This window comes from Vibrio sp. CB1-5 (assembly GCF_059412285.1).
The window spans coordinates 26,089-40,800 of record NZ_JBJHPB010000021.1; the positions used below are offsets into that span (position 1 = coordinate 26,089).

Consider the following 14,712-nt stretch of genomic DNA (forward strand, 5'->3'; position numbering starts at 1 on the left):
TCAGTCGCCACGCTCATTTTTTACTGTGACGACTGCGTTTGAATCACTACCACTTTGCTATCAATATACATTCTATAGATAGTCACCGAATTCGTGACGATCAATGTCGCTTCTAACAACATCCCACCAATCGAACCTACAACGATATTGTTAATTAACCAACATATCGCCCCAATCAGAAAGCCCACACGCATAGCAATACCATTGAGCATAAATACGCAGTAAGTACCGATAGCAGTACCGAGTATTGGCCAAATGTGAATAACGCCTTCAGAAACAAAGAGACCAAATACCACCGCAGCTACAATGAATGCCCAAGCGACGAGTTTTGATTGAGTAAATATCGATGCAAACGTTCGACTTGCGGACAACGCCGATGCAACCACTGACACCAACGAACCCAGTAAAAAATAGTGAATCAGATGATTGATATTGAAAACCACCATTAAGATTTTCAGTTGCTTGTCGTCTTTTTGGTAAAACGTCGCGATGCCCAAACCAAAACTCAGAAAACCAAGCAGTTGACCGACAAGCAACAAATCAATCATCGTTCTTTTAAACCTGCTAGCGAGCTAGCCAACCGCCATCAACAGCGATAGTGTAACCATTGATGTAGTCAGATGCCTTCGAAGCTAAGAATACACATGGACCTGCTAAATCTTCTGGTGTGCCCCAACGGTCTGCTGGAATACGCTCTACGATTTCTGCATTGCGTTTTTCGTCTGCACGCAGTGCTGCTGTATTGTTAGTTGCCATGTAGCCAGGTGCAATCGCATTCACATTGATGCCTTCTTTTGCCCATTCGTTTGCCATAAGGCGAGTCACACCCATCACACCACTTTTTGATGCGGTGTAAGACGGCACACGAATGCCACCTTGGAATGACAGCATTGACGCCACATTGATGATCTTGCCACCTTCACCCTGGGCAATAAATTGCTTGGCAACTGCTTGAGACATAAAGAACACCGACTTGATGTTAATGTTCATTACGTCATCCCAATCTTGCTCAGAGAACTCAATCGCGTCATTACGACGAATAATACCAGCATTGTTCACTAGGATATCGATACGGCCTAGCTCAGTAACAGCGCGGTCTACGATGCCAGGAATATCGTCTAACTTCATCAAATTTGCGCGAATATCGATGAACTTGCGTCCAGTCTCTTTCATCATCTCAATGGTTTCTAAAGGCTCAACAATGTTCACACCCACGATGTCACAACCTGCTTTCGCAAGACCTAGAGCCATACCCTGACCTAAACCTGTATCGCATCCAGTAACAACCGCTACTTTACCCTCAAGACTAAATGAATCAAGAATCATAATCCGTTCCTTTTAATGATTGTGTGGTGAACAAATTGGCATGCTCACTATGTTGCAAACTACAGTACACAAAAAAAATCATCATTGAAAGATTTTTTTGAAACATCGGTTCATTATTTACATAAACCTATCAAAAAAGTGAAGCAAGTCTCATGATGTTGGTTTTAAAATAATGAAATGGCATTTTGAAAATGCTGACTAACAGAAAGATGTCCGTTATAATCACTTGAACTAATTATTGATTTCAGAGCATAAAATGGAAAAATCAAGTCAGCCAGAGGCAGTATCCTCTGTACTAAAAGTGTTTAACATCTTGTCAGCACTTGCCGAGCAAAAGGAAATTGGAGTATCTGAACTATCTCAGCGATTAATGATGTCTAAGGCAACGACCTATCGTTTCTTACAAACAATGAAAACGCTAGGCTTCGTAGAACAAGAAGGCGAAGCGGACAAATACGCTTTAACTCTCAAGCTGTTTGAAGTCGGCGCAAAAGCTCTAGAACATGTTGATTTAATTAAACTGGCCAATCGAGAAATGGAAACTGTGCACAACGTCACGCAGGAGACACTTCATCTGGGTGCCTTAGAAGAGAATGCCATTATTTATCTTCACAAAATAGATTCCAGCTACCAGCTTCGCATGTATTCTCGCATTGGTAGACGCAATCCAATTTACAGTACCGCCATTGGCAAAGTTCTCATGAGTGGCCTGCCTAAAAAAGAGGTTTATGAGCTATTAAAAGATGTAGAGTTTGTCAAACATACCGAACGAACCCACTCAAACATAGATGAACTATGGGAAGAACTCTGTATAGTTCGTGAGCAACATTTTGGTGAGGATAACGAAGAACAAGAACCGGGGCTGCGATGCATTGCCGTACCAGTATATGACCGCTTTGACAAAGCCATTGCTGCGGTATCAATGTCATTCCCGATTATCCGCTTTGATGAACTTAAAAAGTCTGAGTATGTGGCGCTGCTGCATACCGCAGGGCGAAATATTTCACTAGCACTAGGCTGCAAGAACTACCCTGTGTAGTAGAACACAGCTAAACAGACACAATCCAGTTATACCCAAGTGCGCGCAAATAATTAAATGCATTTGGGTATAGCCATAAAGCACAACTGCTTCCTTTTCTCTTCCCTTTTGACTTTTTCTTCGCGACGCGTCCCTTACGTAGCTTCATACCACAACCTACATCACACCTCTTCAGATAAAGCACCTACTGTTTTGACTGTCTTCTTTTTTGGAATGGCGTTTCAAAATGAGATTTCTATCAAGAATTCTGATTAATTTCCACGCTTTTTAGAGTCATAGGTCACCATTAAAGTCGTTCATATACGAATGGTATTGATCATATAAGAATGTTCACTATCATTAATTACATCACTAAAGGCTAAGGAAAGTTATGTTAACGAAGTATTCCGCAAACCCAAATGACGTAAAAAAATACTCCACAGAGCAACTACGTGAAGAGTTTTTAATTGAAGAGTTGTTTGAAGAGTCAAAGATCAAAGTCGCTTATAGCCACATAGATCGAGCTGTAGCATTGGGTATTACTCCGACTGATAAGCCACTGGTTCTACAGGAGTGGATCGACAGTAAGTCTTTCGGTACTGAATTCTTTCTAGAGCGCCGTGAACTTGGCCTTGCTTGCTTATCTGGTTCAGTAAAAGTCACGATTGATGCCCAGACCTTTTACCTAAATACACTCGATGTTCTTTATGTTGGTTGTGGCGCCAAAGATATTGAAATCGTTCGAGAAGATGGTGAAGCAACGGTTTACGGATTGAGTGCTCCTGCTCACAAAGCACTCCCAACAAAAATTGTCACACAACAAGAAGCTCGTGTTGTTGAGCTAGGCTCCCTAGAAACATCGAATCAACGTGTTATCAATCAATATTTGCATCCAGACGTAATTGAAACTTGCCAACTTTGCTTGGGAATCACGCACTTAGCGCCAGGAAGCGTTTGGAACACAATGCCAGCACATACTCATGAACGTCGTATGGAAGCGTACCTGTATTTCAACATCAAACCGGAACAAGCCGTTTTCCATATGATGGGTGAACCGACTGAAACTCGTCACATTGTAGTACGAGATAAGCAACTGGTTCTTTCCCCAAGTTGGTCTATCCACTCGGGTTGCGGCACACAAAATTATAGCTTTGTTTGGGGAATGTTAGGTGAGAACCAAACATTCGACGATATGGACTTTATTCCAATGGATACATTGGCTTAATTGATAATAATAGGAAATCAACATGAACAAAACTCTGAAAAAAGCACTCCTAACCACTATTGCTGGTGCAACCGTTTCTGTTTCCTCAATGACATTTGCGGCTACGGAGATCAAAGCAGCTTTCAACCAATCAGACAGTCACCCTCAATACGCAGCTCTAGCTGAGTTCGGCAAACAATTGGAGACTGCGACCAATGGCGAGTACAAGGTAACCATTTATCCAAATGCACTTCTAGGCGACCAACGTGCTTCCCTAGAGTTGGTTCAATCAGGTGCTGTACAGATGGCGGTCGTAGCAAACCCACTCATCGAGAACTATGACAATACGTTTACGGCAATCGGTATGCCGTTTGCCTACACTGGCATTGAACACCAAGAGAAAGTGTTTACTTCTGGCGTACTCGACGAACTATTTGCCTCAACGAAGAAGTTTGGCTTTGAAGTACTAACAGCGTATACAGCGGGTTCTCGAAATATCTACACCAAGAAAGATAACGTCAAAACGGTTGCAGATATGGATGGCCGCAAGATCCGCGTAATGCAGTCGAACACTATGGTTGAAATGCTGGGCTGTATGGGCGGCACTGGCGTACCAATGAGCCAAGGTGAAGTATATACGGCAGTTCAACAAGGTGTACTTGATGGCGGTGAGAACAACGAAATCACCTACGCAGACATGAAGCACTACGAAGTTGCTCCTTACTTCAGCAAAACGTCTCACCTAATGGTGCCAGATCTTGTTGTTATCAGCGACGACTTCATGAATAGCCTACCAAAAGAAGACCAAGCGACCATCCGTAAGCTGGCAAAAGAGTCTACTCTGGATGAGTTTGCAAAATGGAACGCTAAGATCGGTGATGCACGAGCAGTTGCAGAAAAGAATGGTGCAACCTTCTTAGACGTAGATGTGAAACAGTTCCAAGACAGCTGCAAGCCACTACAAAATAAGCTAATCAAAACGGACGCTCAAAAGTCTCTAGTTGAAGCAATTAACGAACTTAGCTAATTCAGTAATTAGGTTCACATAGAAAGGCTAGGCTTGTGGCCTAGCCTTTCTTCTTTGTAAGGAAGAGTCTAGTGGAAAAGTTGTTATTCTGGACAGATAAACTCAAATCAATGTTGGACTGGATCGTAGAACGCGCATGTATTGCTATTATGGCGACCCTCACGATCCTCGTCACATACCAAGTCATTACTCGTTACGTCTTTGATAGTCCAAGTGCTATCAGCGAGGTACTTTCTCGTTATATGTTTGTTTGGTTAGTACTTATTGGCGGCGCCTATGTATTTGGTTTGCGCGAACACATGGCGATTAGCTATGTCCGCGATAAGTTTTCTCCTAAGGTCGGCATCGCTGTCGACATGCTCACCGAGTGGGCAATCGCTATCTTCGCCTTCATCGTGATGTGGCAGGGCGGTTACAAAGCGTCTGTCCGCCAAATGTGGCAACAAGACTCGGCATTAGAAATCCCTATGGGTGTTATCTACTCCGCTTTGCCGATTTCAGGTGCGTTAATTCTCATCTATTTCGCCATCAATCAAGTAAAGCTAATAGATAAATTTCAACAACTTAGAGTAAAAGGATAAAGTCGTATGGATGCTGCTACTCTTGCTGCGCTGATTATGTTTGGCGGCGCAATTTTGTTACTTATTTTAGGTGCACCAATCGGTATTAGTATTGGTCTTCCTTCTTTCGCTGCTATGCTCAGCATTCTCCCGCTCGCAGGGGCAACTACAACGGCGGCACAACGCATGTTCACCGGCCTCGATAGTTTTGCACTGCTCGCGATCCCGTTTTTTATTCTAGCTGGCAATATAATGAACAACGGTGGAATTGCGATAAGATTGATTAACTGTTCGAGAATTGTTACGGGCTACTTCCCGGGTGCGCTTGCTCAAACGAATGTAGTCTCCAACATGCTATTCGGTTCAATCAGTGGCTCTGGCGTTGCCTCTGCCGCTGCGATTGGTGGCATTATGAACCCAATTCAAAAGAAAGAAGGCTACGACTCTGCATTTCGTACGGCAGTTAATATAGCTTCCGCTCCTACGGGCATGCTCATTCCACCTAGTAATACGCTTATCGTGTATGCGACTGTTGCTGGTTCAGTATCTATTTCTGCCCTCTTTATGGGTGGCTATCTGCCAGGGCTTCTTTGGGGTGGCGGTGTCATGCTTATTGCTGGAATCATGGCATATCGTCGTGGTTATATGACAAAGCACACCATGTCAGGTATAGAGCGTGTGAAGCTGTTAATCGACGCCTTGCCAAGTTTGTCTCTCGTCGTCGTTGTGATTGGTGGCATTCTTGCTGGTATCTTTACTCCTACCGAAGCTTCAGCGATTGCCGTTGTATATTCCCTAATTTTAGGTTTTGCTTATCGCGCCTTAAAGGTAGAGCAACTTCCAGAAATTCTTCTTGCTACCGCTAAATTGACAGCGATTGTCATATTCATGATTGCGGCCTCTTCAGTTATGTCTTGGGTGATGGCATTCACTCAAATTCCAGGCGTTATTGCAGATACCCTACTGTCCTTAACAGACAACCCAATCATTATCCTATTGATCATCAATGTCGTACTGTTATTCGTTGGGACGTTTATGGATCCTACGCCGGCAGTGCTTATTTTTACTCCTATCTTCCTACCGATTTGTATGAACTTAGGTATGGATCCTGTCCAATTTGGTATTCTACTCGTATTTAACCTTTCGCTAGGTACGATTACTCCACCGGTAGGCCCTATCCTATTCACAGGCTGCAAGGTTAGCGACATTAAAATTGACCACGTAATTAAAACGTTGCTACCATTCTTTGCGGTCATCTTCTTGGTGCTCATGGCAGTTACCTACATTCCAGCAATTTCGATGACTATCCCTCAAATGATGGGTCTAGTTAAATAAGGAGTACGTGCTTGGAAAAAGCAGTAAGGCAGGAGTACAACGCTCCTGCTCTAGAAAAAGGCCTAGATATTTTGGAGTTATTGGCCGACTCTATCGAGCCTATGTCCAAAAAAGCTATCGCAGAAATGACAGGGCGCAGTGTCGGAGAGATTTTTCGAGTACTGTCGGTGTTAGTTCGCCGTGGTTATGTTAGCTATTGTGAAGACACAGGCGAATATGCTTTTTCGATGAAAATGTTCTCTGTTGCCAACCAATATCCTCCACAGTCATTGTTGTTGGATATTGCAAAGCCATTGATGAAAGAGCTTAGTGAACAAGTGAACCAATCATGCCATATCGCGATGTACGACAATCTTAATCTTGTTGTTGTGGCCAGAGAGGAAAGCCCATACAAAATGGGCTTTAGCTTGAAAGTAGGTGCTAAATTGGATGTCTGTTCATCTGGCTCTGGCATTGTGTTACTCAGCTTCAGCCCAGAACAAGAACTCATTTTAGAGCAAAGTAGGGCAACCGAATCAGAAATACTAAAAGCGCTAAGCCAGACCTCTAATACAAAGAAGCAAGGCTACTTCATTGGTCAAAGCCCACAAATTTCAGGGATTACCAATATCAGTGCTCCAATCTATTTAGGTTCAAAGCTAATGGCTGTGATGACAGTGCCTTATGTCACTCTAGATTCAGAAGCTGTTCACCACGCTGTTGATAGTGTCGATACGACCAAAGACAAGCTGCTTGACGTATGCCAAGCCATCGGCAGAAGAATTACACCAATTTCTCTATTAACTTAACAAGGCTAAGTTGCCCCATTAAAGAAAAAACACCCAGTGCTAATACAGTGGGTGTTTTTTCTTTAGTTATAGAATGTATATTCTACTATTAGTTGCTAGCTACCTTCTTTGGGCCAGTTGGACCAAACCACGCTTCACCATTAACAAAGAACTTATAGTTAGAATGGTCGATCTGCATGCCTTTTCCGGTATACACACCAAATTGGTAGTAAGGCGCAAACTTGTCATTTTTGCCGATTGGACCTTGGTAATCTGCCTCTAACTCACCATTGACCCAAAACTTTGCATGGCCGCTTTCAAGGACGCGATCTTCCTTGTCAGCATAGGTCGCATACTTCACTTCTAGCTTTAAGTTCATCCATTCATCAGCTTTAAGCTCTGATACTGGACGCTCCCATACGATGGTAGCAGAAACGCCATTCCCCAGTTTTGTGTAAGGAAGTGGATGTTTACCTGGGTGTGGAACGGGAGAGTCTGCATCGGTACCTGATAAACGATGCGGGTCATTACGGAAGAACAGATACAGATAGCCATCGGAGACCATAAGCTCGCCTATTGGACGTTGGTAAGAATCAACATACCAGCCATTTGGCTCCTTAGTCCCTTTTACATAGCCAACGCCTTGGTCTACTTCTGCTGAAATATCCATGGTTTTGCGTAGCTCTGCCATCTCTTGAGGCGTATTGTATTTAATGTTGCCTTCGGGATCGCGAGTCAAGGTTTTATCCGGACGTCCATGCCACTGAGCAATGATACCTTCGTGGCCATTTTGCGGCAGGTTTGGAAAGCGAATGCTCCATTCATAGGTGATGGTATCGCCGTAGTCACCAAGATTCGCGAGTCTATATAAGTCTTCGATATCTCGAAGAGTCTCAATAAATTCAGCATCATATTCTTTTGCCATTGATTCAGTCACATAGGCAGTGCTCAACTCAATACGACGACCTGCATTTAGGCGGAACTGATAGGCCGGAGACCCATCCACACCTGTAGTCTCATCACGATAAAGCACACCTTTTGGCGCATCATTACCGAGAATTGAAAACTGTTCATCAACAATTTGGTTGTCCGGATAAACCGTCGCATGACCGTACAACGCTGGTCGGAATGTCACCTCTTCACCGGAAAGCTTTTGATCTTTCGGACTTAACTCTGCTGGAAGTACGTAGCTGATCTCTTGCCCTTCTAGCGCAGGATCTTCAGTACAGCTCATCACTCGAGCTTCTAAAATGCTGTTCCATTTAGCGGAGTCTGGGTTGGAGTTACCATAACCGGTCAAACGAACATATCGGGCCTTAGTGGCTTCAAAGGGAAACGCCTCAAATCCTGCTTTATTGCCAGACGATTGGGTTTTATCAAGCACGCGATGCCACTGCTTACCGTCATCTGAAACATCCAGTTCGAAGAAGGTGCTTCTAACTTCTGCCTGGAAAAACGCAATATCAATTTGATTGATAGGCTTAGACTGACCTAAATCGTAAGTAATTTGTTTACCTTGGCCAGGGGAAGACCAGCGAGAGCCATCCAATAAATTATGGTCAATGGTATATTCCGGCCCATGACCGTCATTCTCACCGTCATCAAACGCTCGGTCGATAGCTACATGATAGAGAGGACAAGAAGCATCATTTGCTGCAAGTGCAAATCCTGGTGTTGCTAATAATGATAAGCAAATAACCGTTTTTCTCATGGTGTGTAGAGAGTTAGAGTTCTTATTTTTCACAACTTTTTCTCTTATTTATTTTAGGGTAATGGATTTTTTAAGATGTGGTAACGCCTTTCAATGGCATGACTGCATGCCATTGAAAGTGGGGGTAATATTAGACTGGTTTTAATTGGTTAGTTAATACCAAATAGTTTTGGTAGACCCATGGTAAATATTGGGAAATAAGTAATCAGCATGAGTCCTATAAACTGCAAGAAGAAGATAGGCAACAGTGGTTTCACAATACTTGTAATTTTTTGACCTGTGACACTACAGGAAACAAACAGCACAGTACCAACCGGAGGAGTGATCAAGCCCATACATAAGTTGTAAACGATAATGACACCAAATTGAACAGGGTCCACACCCAATGACATCGCTACAGGATAGAAAATTGGTGTGAAAATCAATAGTGCAGGAGCCATATCCATGAAGATACCGACCATCAACAAAGTCAGGTTCATAAGTAGCAACAGAACAATCTTGTTTTCTGATACAGTGATCAGCAACTCACCGATGGTGTCTGGAATACTGGCGAATGTCATACTCCAACTCATCAAGCCTGAACATGAAATCAGGAAAAGGATCACCGAAGACATCATTGCAGAGTCACGAAGTGTTTTTGCAAGAGAAGACCAAGTCAATGTGCGATAACACAGCGATAACACTAAGCTATACAAAACAGCGATACCACCCGCTTCTATCGCAGTAAACACACCTGTCAAGATACCGCCAATGATCACGACAATCATGGTTAAACTTGGAACTGTTTTCCAGACAGTGTCTAATACTGATTTTAGTGACTTCGATTCAGTATCTGTTTTATAGCCCAGTCGTTTCGCGTAAAAATAAGCAGCTACAATGACTGAAAGCCCCATCATTAACCCTGGAATATAGCCAGCAAGGAACATAGCTGCAATAGAGGCACTACCACCAGTAATCATGGAGTAAATAATAAACACACCTGTTGGTGGAATAAGCATACCAGTTGGTGCAGAAGCCGCGTTGATAGCAGTCGTAACTGACATATCATAGCCCTTCTCTTTTGCCATCGGCGTCATTACACCACCAATAGCAGTGGCAGCAGCAATGCCAGAACCTGACAGGCAACCGAACAGCATGTTTGCTATGACGTTCGAATGCCACAAGCTTCCCGGAATTTTACGACCAATGAGTAAAGCCAACTCAATTAAACGTCGAGCAATACCACCCTGGTTCATCAAGTTACCAGCAAGAATAAAGAATGGGAGAGCTAGGAAACCAAAGCTTTCCAAACCACTGAATAGCTTCTCACTTGAGGTCATGATCAACATTTCAGAGTCAAGTTGCAATGACATTGCAATTAAGCCTGAATATGCAAGTCCTACGGCAATGGGTAGGTTAATCGCCAACAATGCAAAGAAAACGGTAAATAGTACGATAGTAGATGTAATCTCAATATGTTCATCTACCAAATATTCATAGTACTCTGATGACTGAAATTGAAAATAAAACAGCGCAATGATAGACAAAATCAAACTAGATTTTAGAAAGCTTACTGCCAGCTCTTTATTGAAACCGATTTGCTCTATTACTCGACCGATCTGTTGCACGATCGTAATGCCACCAGCTATCCAAAGAATAGATTGCAGCACTGACATAGACACTTTCATCATTGGCGTCATAAAGCTGGCATTTTTTTCAACAGCTCCAAGCCCACCAACGATCATAATCACCGCCAAAGCACAAACTAGTGTGCCGTTTAGCATCGTAATCACGTTTTGTTTTTTTGGTGTTAGCGCGTCAAATAAGAGTGGAAGACTTAAATGAGAGCCCTTGCCAAAACACACCGCGCTACCTAGAAACGCCAGCCAAATCATCGAATAAATAAGAAGCTCTTGTGATGTACCGCTCGCTGAGCCTAGAACATATCTCGTAAATACTTGATATATAATCAAAGCACTCATTATAGAAATCAGTGCAATCAACACCGCTGACATCACGGAATCTAAACGCTTATATGCACCAACTACTGACTTTTTCCAACCCGATACTTCAGGGCACTCATCAATCGGTGTCTTATTCATTACTTCAGCCATTACAACATCCTTTGGTTGAATACGTAAAAGGGAGCCTAGGCCCCCTTTTTATGTTATCTAGGGGCTTAAAATTCGCGACCCTGTAGTTCAAATACTTTCTTCAACATAGGGCCCTTGTCTGGGTCTTCCATAGCTCGCTCATAGATAGGAGCCATTGACGCGACTAGTGGTGCTTTGTCAATTTCAACAATCTTCACACCAAGTTTCTCTTGAGCCAGTTTCAAAGACTCAGCTTCTTGGTCACGAACCACATCGTAAGACTTCTCGGTCACATCTTTCATGATACGTTTGACCGTATCAGCATCAGCTGGCTTCATTTTAGAAAGTGCTTTGTCGTTAATGACAATCAGGTCAACCATGCGAGTTTGCTCAGATTTAATTGCGTATTTTGCGTGCTCACCAAACTTGATTTCCCACAGAGCGCCAAGACCGCCTTCACCACCATCGATCATACCTTGCTGAAGCGCTGAATAGATTTCGGAGAAATCAAGCGGCGTTGGAGCTGTACCCATTAGCTCAAGCATTTCGATGTAAGTAGGGCTCGACATGACTCGGAGCTTTAAGCCTTTTAGGTCATCAACAGAATTGATTGGTTTAGTCGAATAGATGCTACGTGGACCATTATCTAGGAAACCAACAATCTTAAAACCTTTGTCTGCAGTTGAAGAGAACAGCTCATCTTGAATTAGATCACTGTCCATCACCGTCTTAAACTCATCGAATGAGCGATAGATATAAGGCAAGTTCAAGACACCAAACTTCGGTTCAATGTTTTCCATCATGGCCGAGTTCACTAGACCCATTTGGATCACGCCACTTTGCACTTGTTGTAGGTATTGTGCTTGGCCGCCTAAAGTGCCGTTAGCAAAAACCTTAATTTTGACTCGGCCATCGGTATCTTCAGTAACACGCGAAGCAAACTCTTGAAGTAGCTGACCTGGAGGACCATCAGCAGGAACGTTGGATGCCAATTTATAAGTCTTAGCCATCGCGCTCGCTGAAGTCAACGCCACTGCGCCTGTTAGCATTAGTGCTGCAAGTTTTTTTAGTTTCATGGATATTTCCTTTCCATTTTTGTAGGGGGTTGGTAGGCAGAGTCCTACCTCTTATTGTTTACCAGAACAGTTCTGTGTGCCCTTGAGCACGAAGCACTGCTTCGTAGTAGTAGTAGTCACCGTAAGGCAACATAGAATTCGCTTGATAGTCACAGTCATTTTCATGTGCGAAATGAACAAATGACGCAGCTTTGCAAAGTAAGCCTTGAGCTTCATCGATATGGGTAATATCACAGTGCTCACGAAGTGCCGTTAGCATAGCCAAACCAAATTCACGGTATTTAGTTGCTTTCTCTTCATTACCCATGCGCTCATAAACTGAAGCGAGAAGAAGTGCACCAGCTGCTGTCACTGAGCCAGCAGAAGAGTCTTTGTACTGAGGTTCATGTGCAGGAAGACGGTAGTCCCAAATTGGCACTAGGTCGTCGGTGATGTTCTCAATCACATAATCCAGAAGCTTGGCACTCACATCCGCATAACGTTCGCAGTTCTCAACGTCTGCAAGATGAGCAAAGCCATGAATTGCCCAAGCTTGACCGCGGCTCCAACAAGAGTCGTCTGCGTAACCTTGATAAGTGCAGCCGCGAATGGGTTCATTCGTCGTTGTATCAAAGTCGAAGGTATGGAACGTACTCCAGTCATCACGAACAATGTGCTTCAATGTTGTTTCCGCTTGAGCAAGCGCAACCGTTTTGAAAGACTCTGCGTTTGTCTCACGATATGCCCAAAGCAATAGTGGAAGGTTTTCCATACAATCGATGATGATTTTTCCTTGGATTTTCTCTGCGTGCTCTTTGCCTTCACAGCCTGCAGTCCAAGCGACTAGATAGTTTCCGTTCCAGTTAAATCGATTACGTAGCGCTTCAGCTGCACGTAGCGCGATGGATCGAGCTTCTTGGTTACCCGTTAATTTATAGTCGGCAACTGCACTTAGAGAGAACTGAAAACCCAAATCGTGGTTCATTAGTAATGGGTTGTCCAAAATTTTGCTTAAGTGACCCATTCTCATACGAGCTTGGTTTTTAAACTTCTGCTCACCTGTCTGCAAATACGCTAACCAAAGCTCTCCTGTCCAAAATGAATCCGTCCAAAAAATGTTTTCTGGGTAACGCCATTTAAATTCCGTTGGGCTATAACCAACCATCGGGTTCTTGATACCTATGCGCGGCATGTTGCGCTCAATACTATTTAGGATATCGCCGTTGATGTGTTCAAATTCTTTCATTTTGTCTGTACAACCTTGCTTTCAAACTTTGAGATAAATATACACACTCAAATTATGGAAAAATGTGATCTGTTACACCCTGTGAAACATCTTATCTTTCATGAAACGTTTCATGTAAGTACCATCACGTTTCATGGAGGAACTACTCTTTTTTTTGGTAGGAACACCTCTGTACTGGGTATGATATGGATGTATTAGTTTTGTTAGAGCTTAAGGTTTAACTACATGGGAATAAATGCAGGCATAACCCTTGATGACATTGCTTCGATGAGCGGAGTTTCAAAAGCAACGGTTTCAAGAGTCATCAATAAAAGCGCGTACGTGAGCGAAGCGACAAAACAAAAGGTAGAGGCGGTTTTAGACGAGCTAAGTTATCAACGTCCAAATGCCAATGTTAAATGGCAAGTCGCTTACGACGAAATTACAGTCATTGTCGAGAATCAGCTCAATGCAACGGGCGGTAATACGTTTTACGGTAACTTGTTCAGTGCAATGGAAAGCCAAGCCCATGAATTAGGCTTGAAAGTCAGATTAGTTAGAGTCCCTCGCTCATTGCATATTTTTAGCGAGAAGCTTAAAGAAGCAAGCGCAGTCGTATTGCTAGGTGTCGACGATACGGACATATTGAATGTCATTAAAGAACATCAACTTCCGGCCGTAATCATCAATGGTATTGACCCTAAGTGCGGAATATCAAGTGTATCACCGGATTATTATCTCGGGGCATATCAATCGACCAAACTGTTGATTGATAAAGGGCACTCTCGAATTAAAATGTTAACAAGTAACATCAACCATACGACACGCTTGCGACAGGAAGGATTTCGAAAGGCAATGAACGAGCATGGCTTGACGACACAGGACTGTATCATTGACTTTCAGAAGCTAGATCCTATTAATTCGCGTCAAGAAATCGATTTTGCTGCCAATCGTCTGCTTCCATCCCTAATTGAATCAGGCGAACTTGATGGCTATACCGCTATCGTCTGCATGTGTGACATGATAGCAATTAGTTTAACGGACACACTCGAAGAGCTGGGTATCAATGCTGCTGAAAAGTTCGCGGTTGTCGGCTTTGATAATATTGAAGCTGGTCGATTCAACACCCCCTCACTTACGACAATAACGAGTGAAGTGTCTGATTTATGTACGATAGCACTCAATACCCTTGTTCAAGTATCCAATAGCCCTAGTACGGCTGGAGCGCGCATTTCATCAAGAGTCACTCTAATTGAACGAGAGTCAACATCACTCATAGTGAGTAACAACTAACTTATTTATACCCAAGCAGCTTCTCGAAACAAGTCTAATCGACGGGTTCATTCTATTGAGCGCGCGACAATGTCAACAACGAAAGCTGCTTGCTATATTAAAGATCGAATGGAGAATAT

13 protein-coding genes are annotated in these 14,712 nt (G+C 43.2%); 7 read left to right on the forward strand and 6 right to left on the reverse strand.

What is annotated here, in order from left to right:
- Nucleotides 1-20: 20 nt before the first annotated feature.
- Together ACJB0T_RS14870 and kduD are read right to left on the reverse strand one after the other, a co-directional pair.
- The gene (locus ACJB0T_RS14870; RefSeq protein WP_479294325.1) at nt 21-548 is read right to left on the reverse strand and encodes a YgjV family protein; all 528 of its coding nucleotides are present in this window, start codon (nt 546-548) and stop codon (nt 21-23) included.
- A gap of 16 nt (nt 549-564) precedes the next feature.
- A complete protein-coding gene (gene kduD, locus ACJB0T_RS14875; RefSeq protein WP_479294327.1) occupies nt 565-1,326 on the reverse strand; it encodes a 2-dehydro-3-deoxy-D-gluconate 5-dehydrogenase KduD in 762 nt (253 codons plus the stop codon).
- A gap of 256 nt (nt 1,327-1,582) precedes the next feature.
- Between kduD and kdgR the strand changes: the two genes are divergently transcribed.
- The 6 genes from kdgR to ACJB0T_RS14905 all read left to right on the forward strand — a co-directional run bounded on the left by kdgR (nt 1,583) and on the right by ACJB0T_RS14905 (nt 7,258).
- A complete protein-coding gene (kdgR, locus tag ACJB0T_RS14880) occupies nt 1,583-2,365 on the forward strand; it encodes a DNA-binding transcriptional regulator KdgR (RefSeq protein ID WP_479294329.1) in 783 nt (260 codons plus the stop codon).
- A 370-nt stretch (nt 2,366-2,735) separates the two neighbouring features.
- Nucleotides 2,736-3,569, forward strand: coding sequence for a 5-dehydro-4-deoxy-D-glucuronate isomerase (gene kduI / locus ACJB0T_RS14885; RefSeq protein WP_479294331.1), 834 nt, complete (start codon nt 2,736-2,738; stop codon nt 3,567-3,569).
- Nucleotides 3,570-3,591: 22 nt separating this feature from the next.
- On the forward strand, nt 3,592-4,575 hold the full coding sequence (locus ACJB0T_RS14890) for a TRAP transporter substrate-binding protein (RefSeq protein ID WP_479294333.1): 984 nt from the start codon (nt 3,592-3,594) through the stop codon (nt 4,573-4,575).
- Between the two features lie 71 nt (nt 4,576-4,646).
- Nucleotides 4,647-5,156 (forward strand): TRAP transporter small permease, encoded by a 510-nt coding sequence (locus ACJB0T_RS14895; protein ID WP_479294335.1) that lies wholly within the window; start codon nt 4,647-4,649, stop codon nt 5,154-5,156.
- A gap of 6 nt (nt 5,157-5,162) precedes the next feature.
- Nucleotides 5,163-6,470 carry a TRAP transporter large permease gene (locus ACJB0T_RS14900; RefSeq protein WP_479294337.1) on the forward strand — a complete coding sequence of 436 codons (1,308 nt, stop codon included), beginning with the start codon at nt 5,163-5,165 and terminating at the stop codon, nt 6,468-6,470.
- A gap of 11 nt (nt 6,471-6,481) precedes the next feature.
- A complete protein-coding gene (locus tag ACJB0T_RS14905) occupies nt 6,482-7,258 on the forward strand; it encodes an IclR family transcriptional regulator (protein ID WP_479294339.1) in 777 nt (258 codons plus the stop codon).
- Between the two features lie 88 nt (nt 7,259-7,346).
- Here the strand turns inward: ACJB0T_RS14905 and ACJB0T_RS14910 are convergent, their stop codons facing one another.
- The 4 genes from ACJB0T_RS14910 to ACJB0T_RS14925 form a co-directional block, all read right to left on the reverse strand.
- On the reverse strand, nt 7,347-8,981 hold the full coding sequence (locus ACJB0T_RS14910) for a heparin lyase I family protein (protein WP_479294341.1): 1,635 nt from the start codon (nt 8,979-8,981) through the stop codon (nt 7,347-7,349).
- Between the two features lie 116 nt (nt 8,982-9,097).
- Nucleotides 9,098-11,041 carry a TRAP transporter large permease gene (locus ACJB0T_RS14915; protein ID WP_479294343.1) on the reverse strand — a complete coding sequence of 648 codons (1,944 nt, stop codon included), beginning with the start codon at nt 11,039-11,041 and terminating at the stop codon, nt 9,098-9,100.
- A 65-nt stretch (nt 11,042-11,106) separates the two neighbouring features.
- Entirely contained in the window at nt 11,107-12,096 is a 990-nt protein-coding gene (dctP, locus tag ACJB0T_RS14920) for a TRAP transporter substrate-binding protein DctP (protein WP_479294345.1), read from the reverse strand.
- A 58-nt stretch (nt 12,097-12,154) separates the two neighbouring features.
- Nucleotides 12,155-13,321: a glycoside hydrolase family protein gene (locus ACJB0T_RS14925; RefSeq protein WP_479294347.1), complete on the reverse strand. Its 1,167-nt coding sequence runs from the start codon at nt 13,319-13,321 to the stop codon at nt 12,155-12,157.
- Nucleotides 13,322-13,546: 225 nt separating this feature from the next.
- On the opposite strand from ACJB0T_RS14925, the gene ACJB0T_RS14930 reads away from it, so the two are divergent.
- Entirely contained in the window at nt 13,547-14,593 is a 1,047-nt protein-coding gene (locus ACJB0T_RS14930) for a LacI family DNA-binding transcriptional regulator (RefSeq protein ID WP_479294349.1), read from the forward strand.
- Nucleotides 14,594-14,712: the final 119 nt, after the last annotated feature.

Excerpts from the sequence above, each read along its gene's own strand:
- ACJB0T_RS14930 (WP_479294349.1), top strand. The coding sequence starts at position 13,547 with ATGGGAATAAATGCAGGCATAACCCTTGATGACATTGCTTCGATGAGC.
- dctP (WP_479294345.1), bottom strand. The coding sequence starts at position 12,096 with ATGAAACTAAAAAAACTTGCAGCACTAATGCTAACAGGCGCAGTGGCG.
- ACJB0T_RS14870 (WP_479294325.1), bottom strand. The coding sequence starts at position 548 with ATGATTGATTTGTTGCTTGTCGGTCAACTGCTTGGTTTTCTGAGTTTT.
- kduI (WP_479294331.1), top strand. The coding sequence starts at position 2,736 with ATGTTAACGAAGTATTCCGCAAACCCAAATGACGTAAAAAAATACTCC.
- ACJB0T_RS14915 (WP_479294343.1), bottom strand. The coding sequence starts at position 11,041 with ATGGCTGAAGTAATGAATAAGACACCGATTGATGAGTGCCCTGAAGTA.
- kduD (WP_479294327.1), bottom strand. The coding sequence starts at position 1,326 with ATGATTCTTGATTCATTTAGTCTTGAGGGTAAAGTAGCGGTTGTTACT.
- ACJB0T_RS14890 (WP_479294333.1), top strand. The coding sequence starts at position 3,592 with ATGAACAAAACTCTGAAAAAAGCACTCCTAACCACTATTGCTGGTGCA.
- ACJB0T_RS14925 (WP_479294347.1), bottom strand. The coding sequence starts at position 13,321 with ATGAAAGAATTTGAACACATCAACGGCGATATCCTAAATAGTATTGAG.
- kdgR (WP_479294329.1), top strand. The coding sequence starts at position 1,583 with ATGGAAAAATCAAGTCAGCCAGAGGCAGTATCCTCTGTACTAAAAGTG.
- ACJB0T_RS14900 (WP_479294337.1), top strand. The coding sequence starts at position 5,163 with ATGGATGCTGCTACTCTTGCTGCGCTGATTATGTTTGGCGGCGCAATT.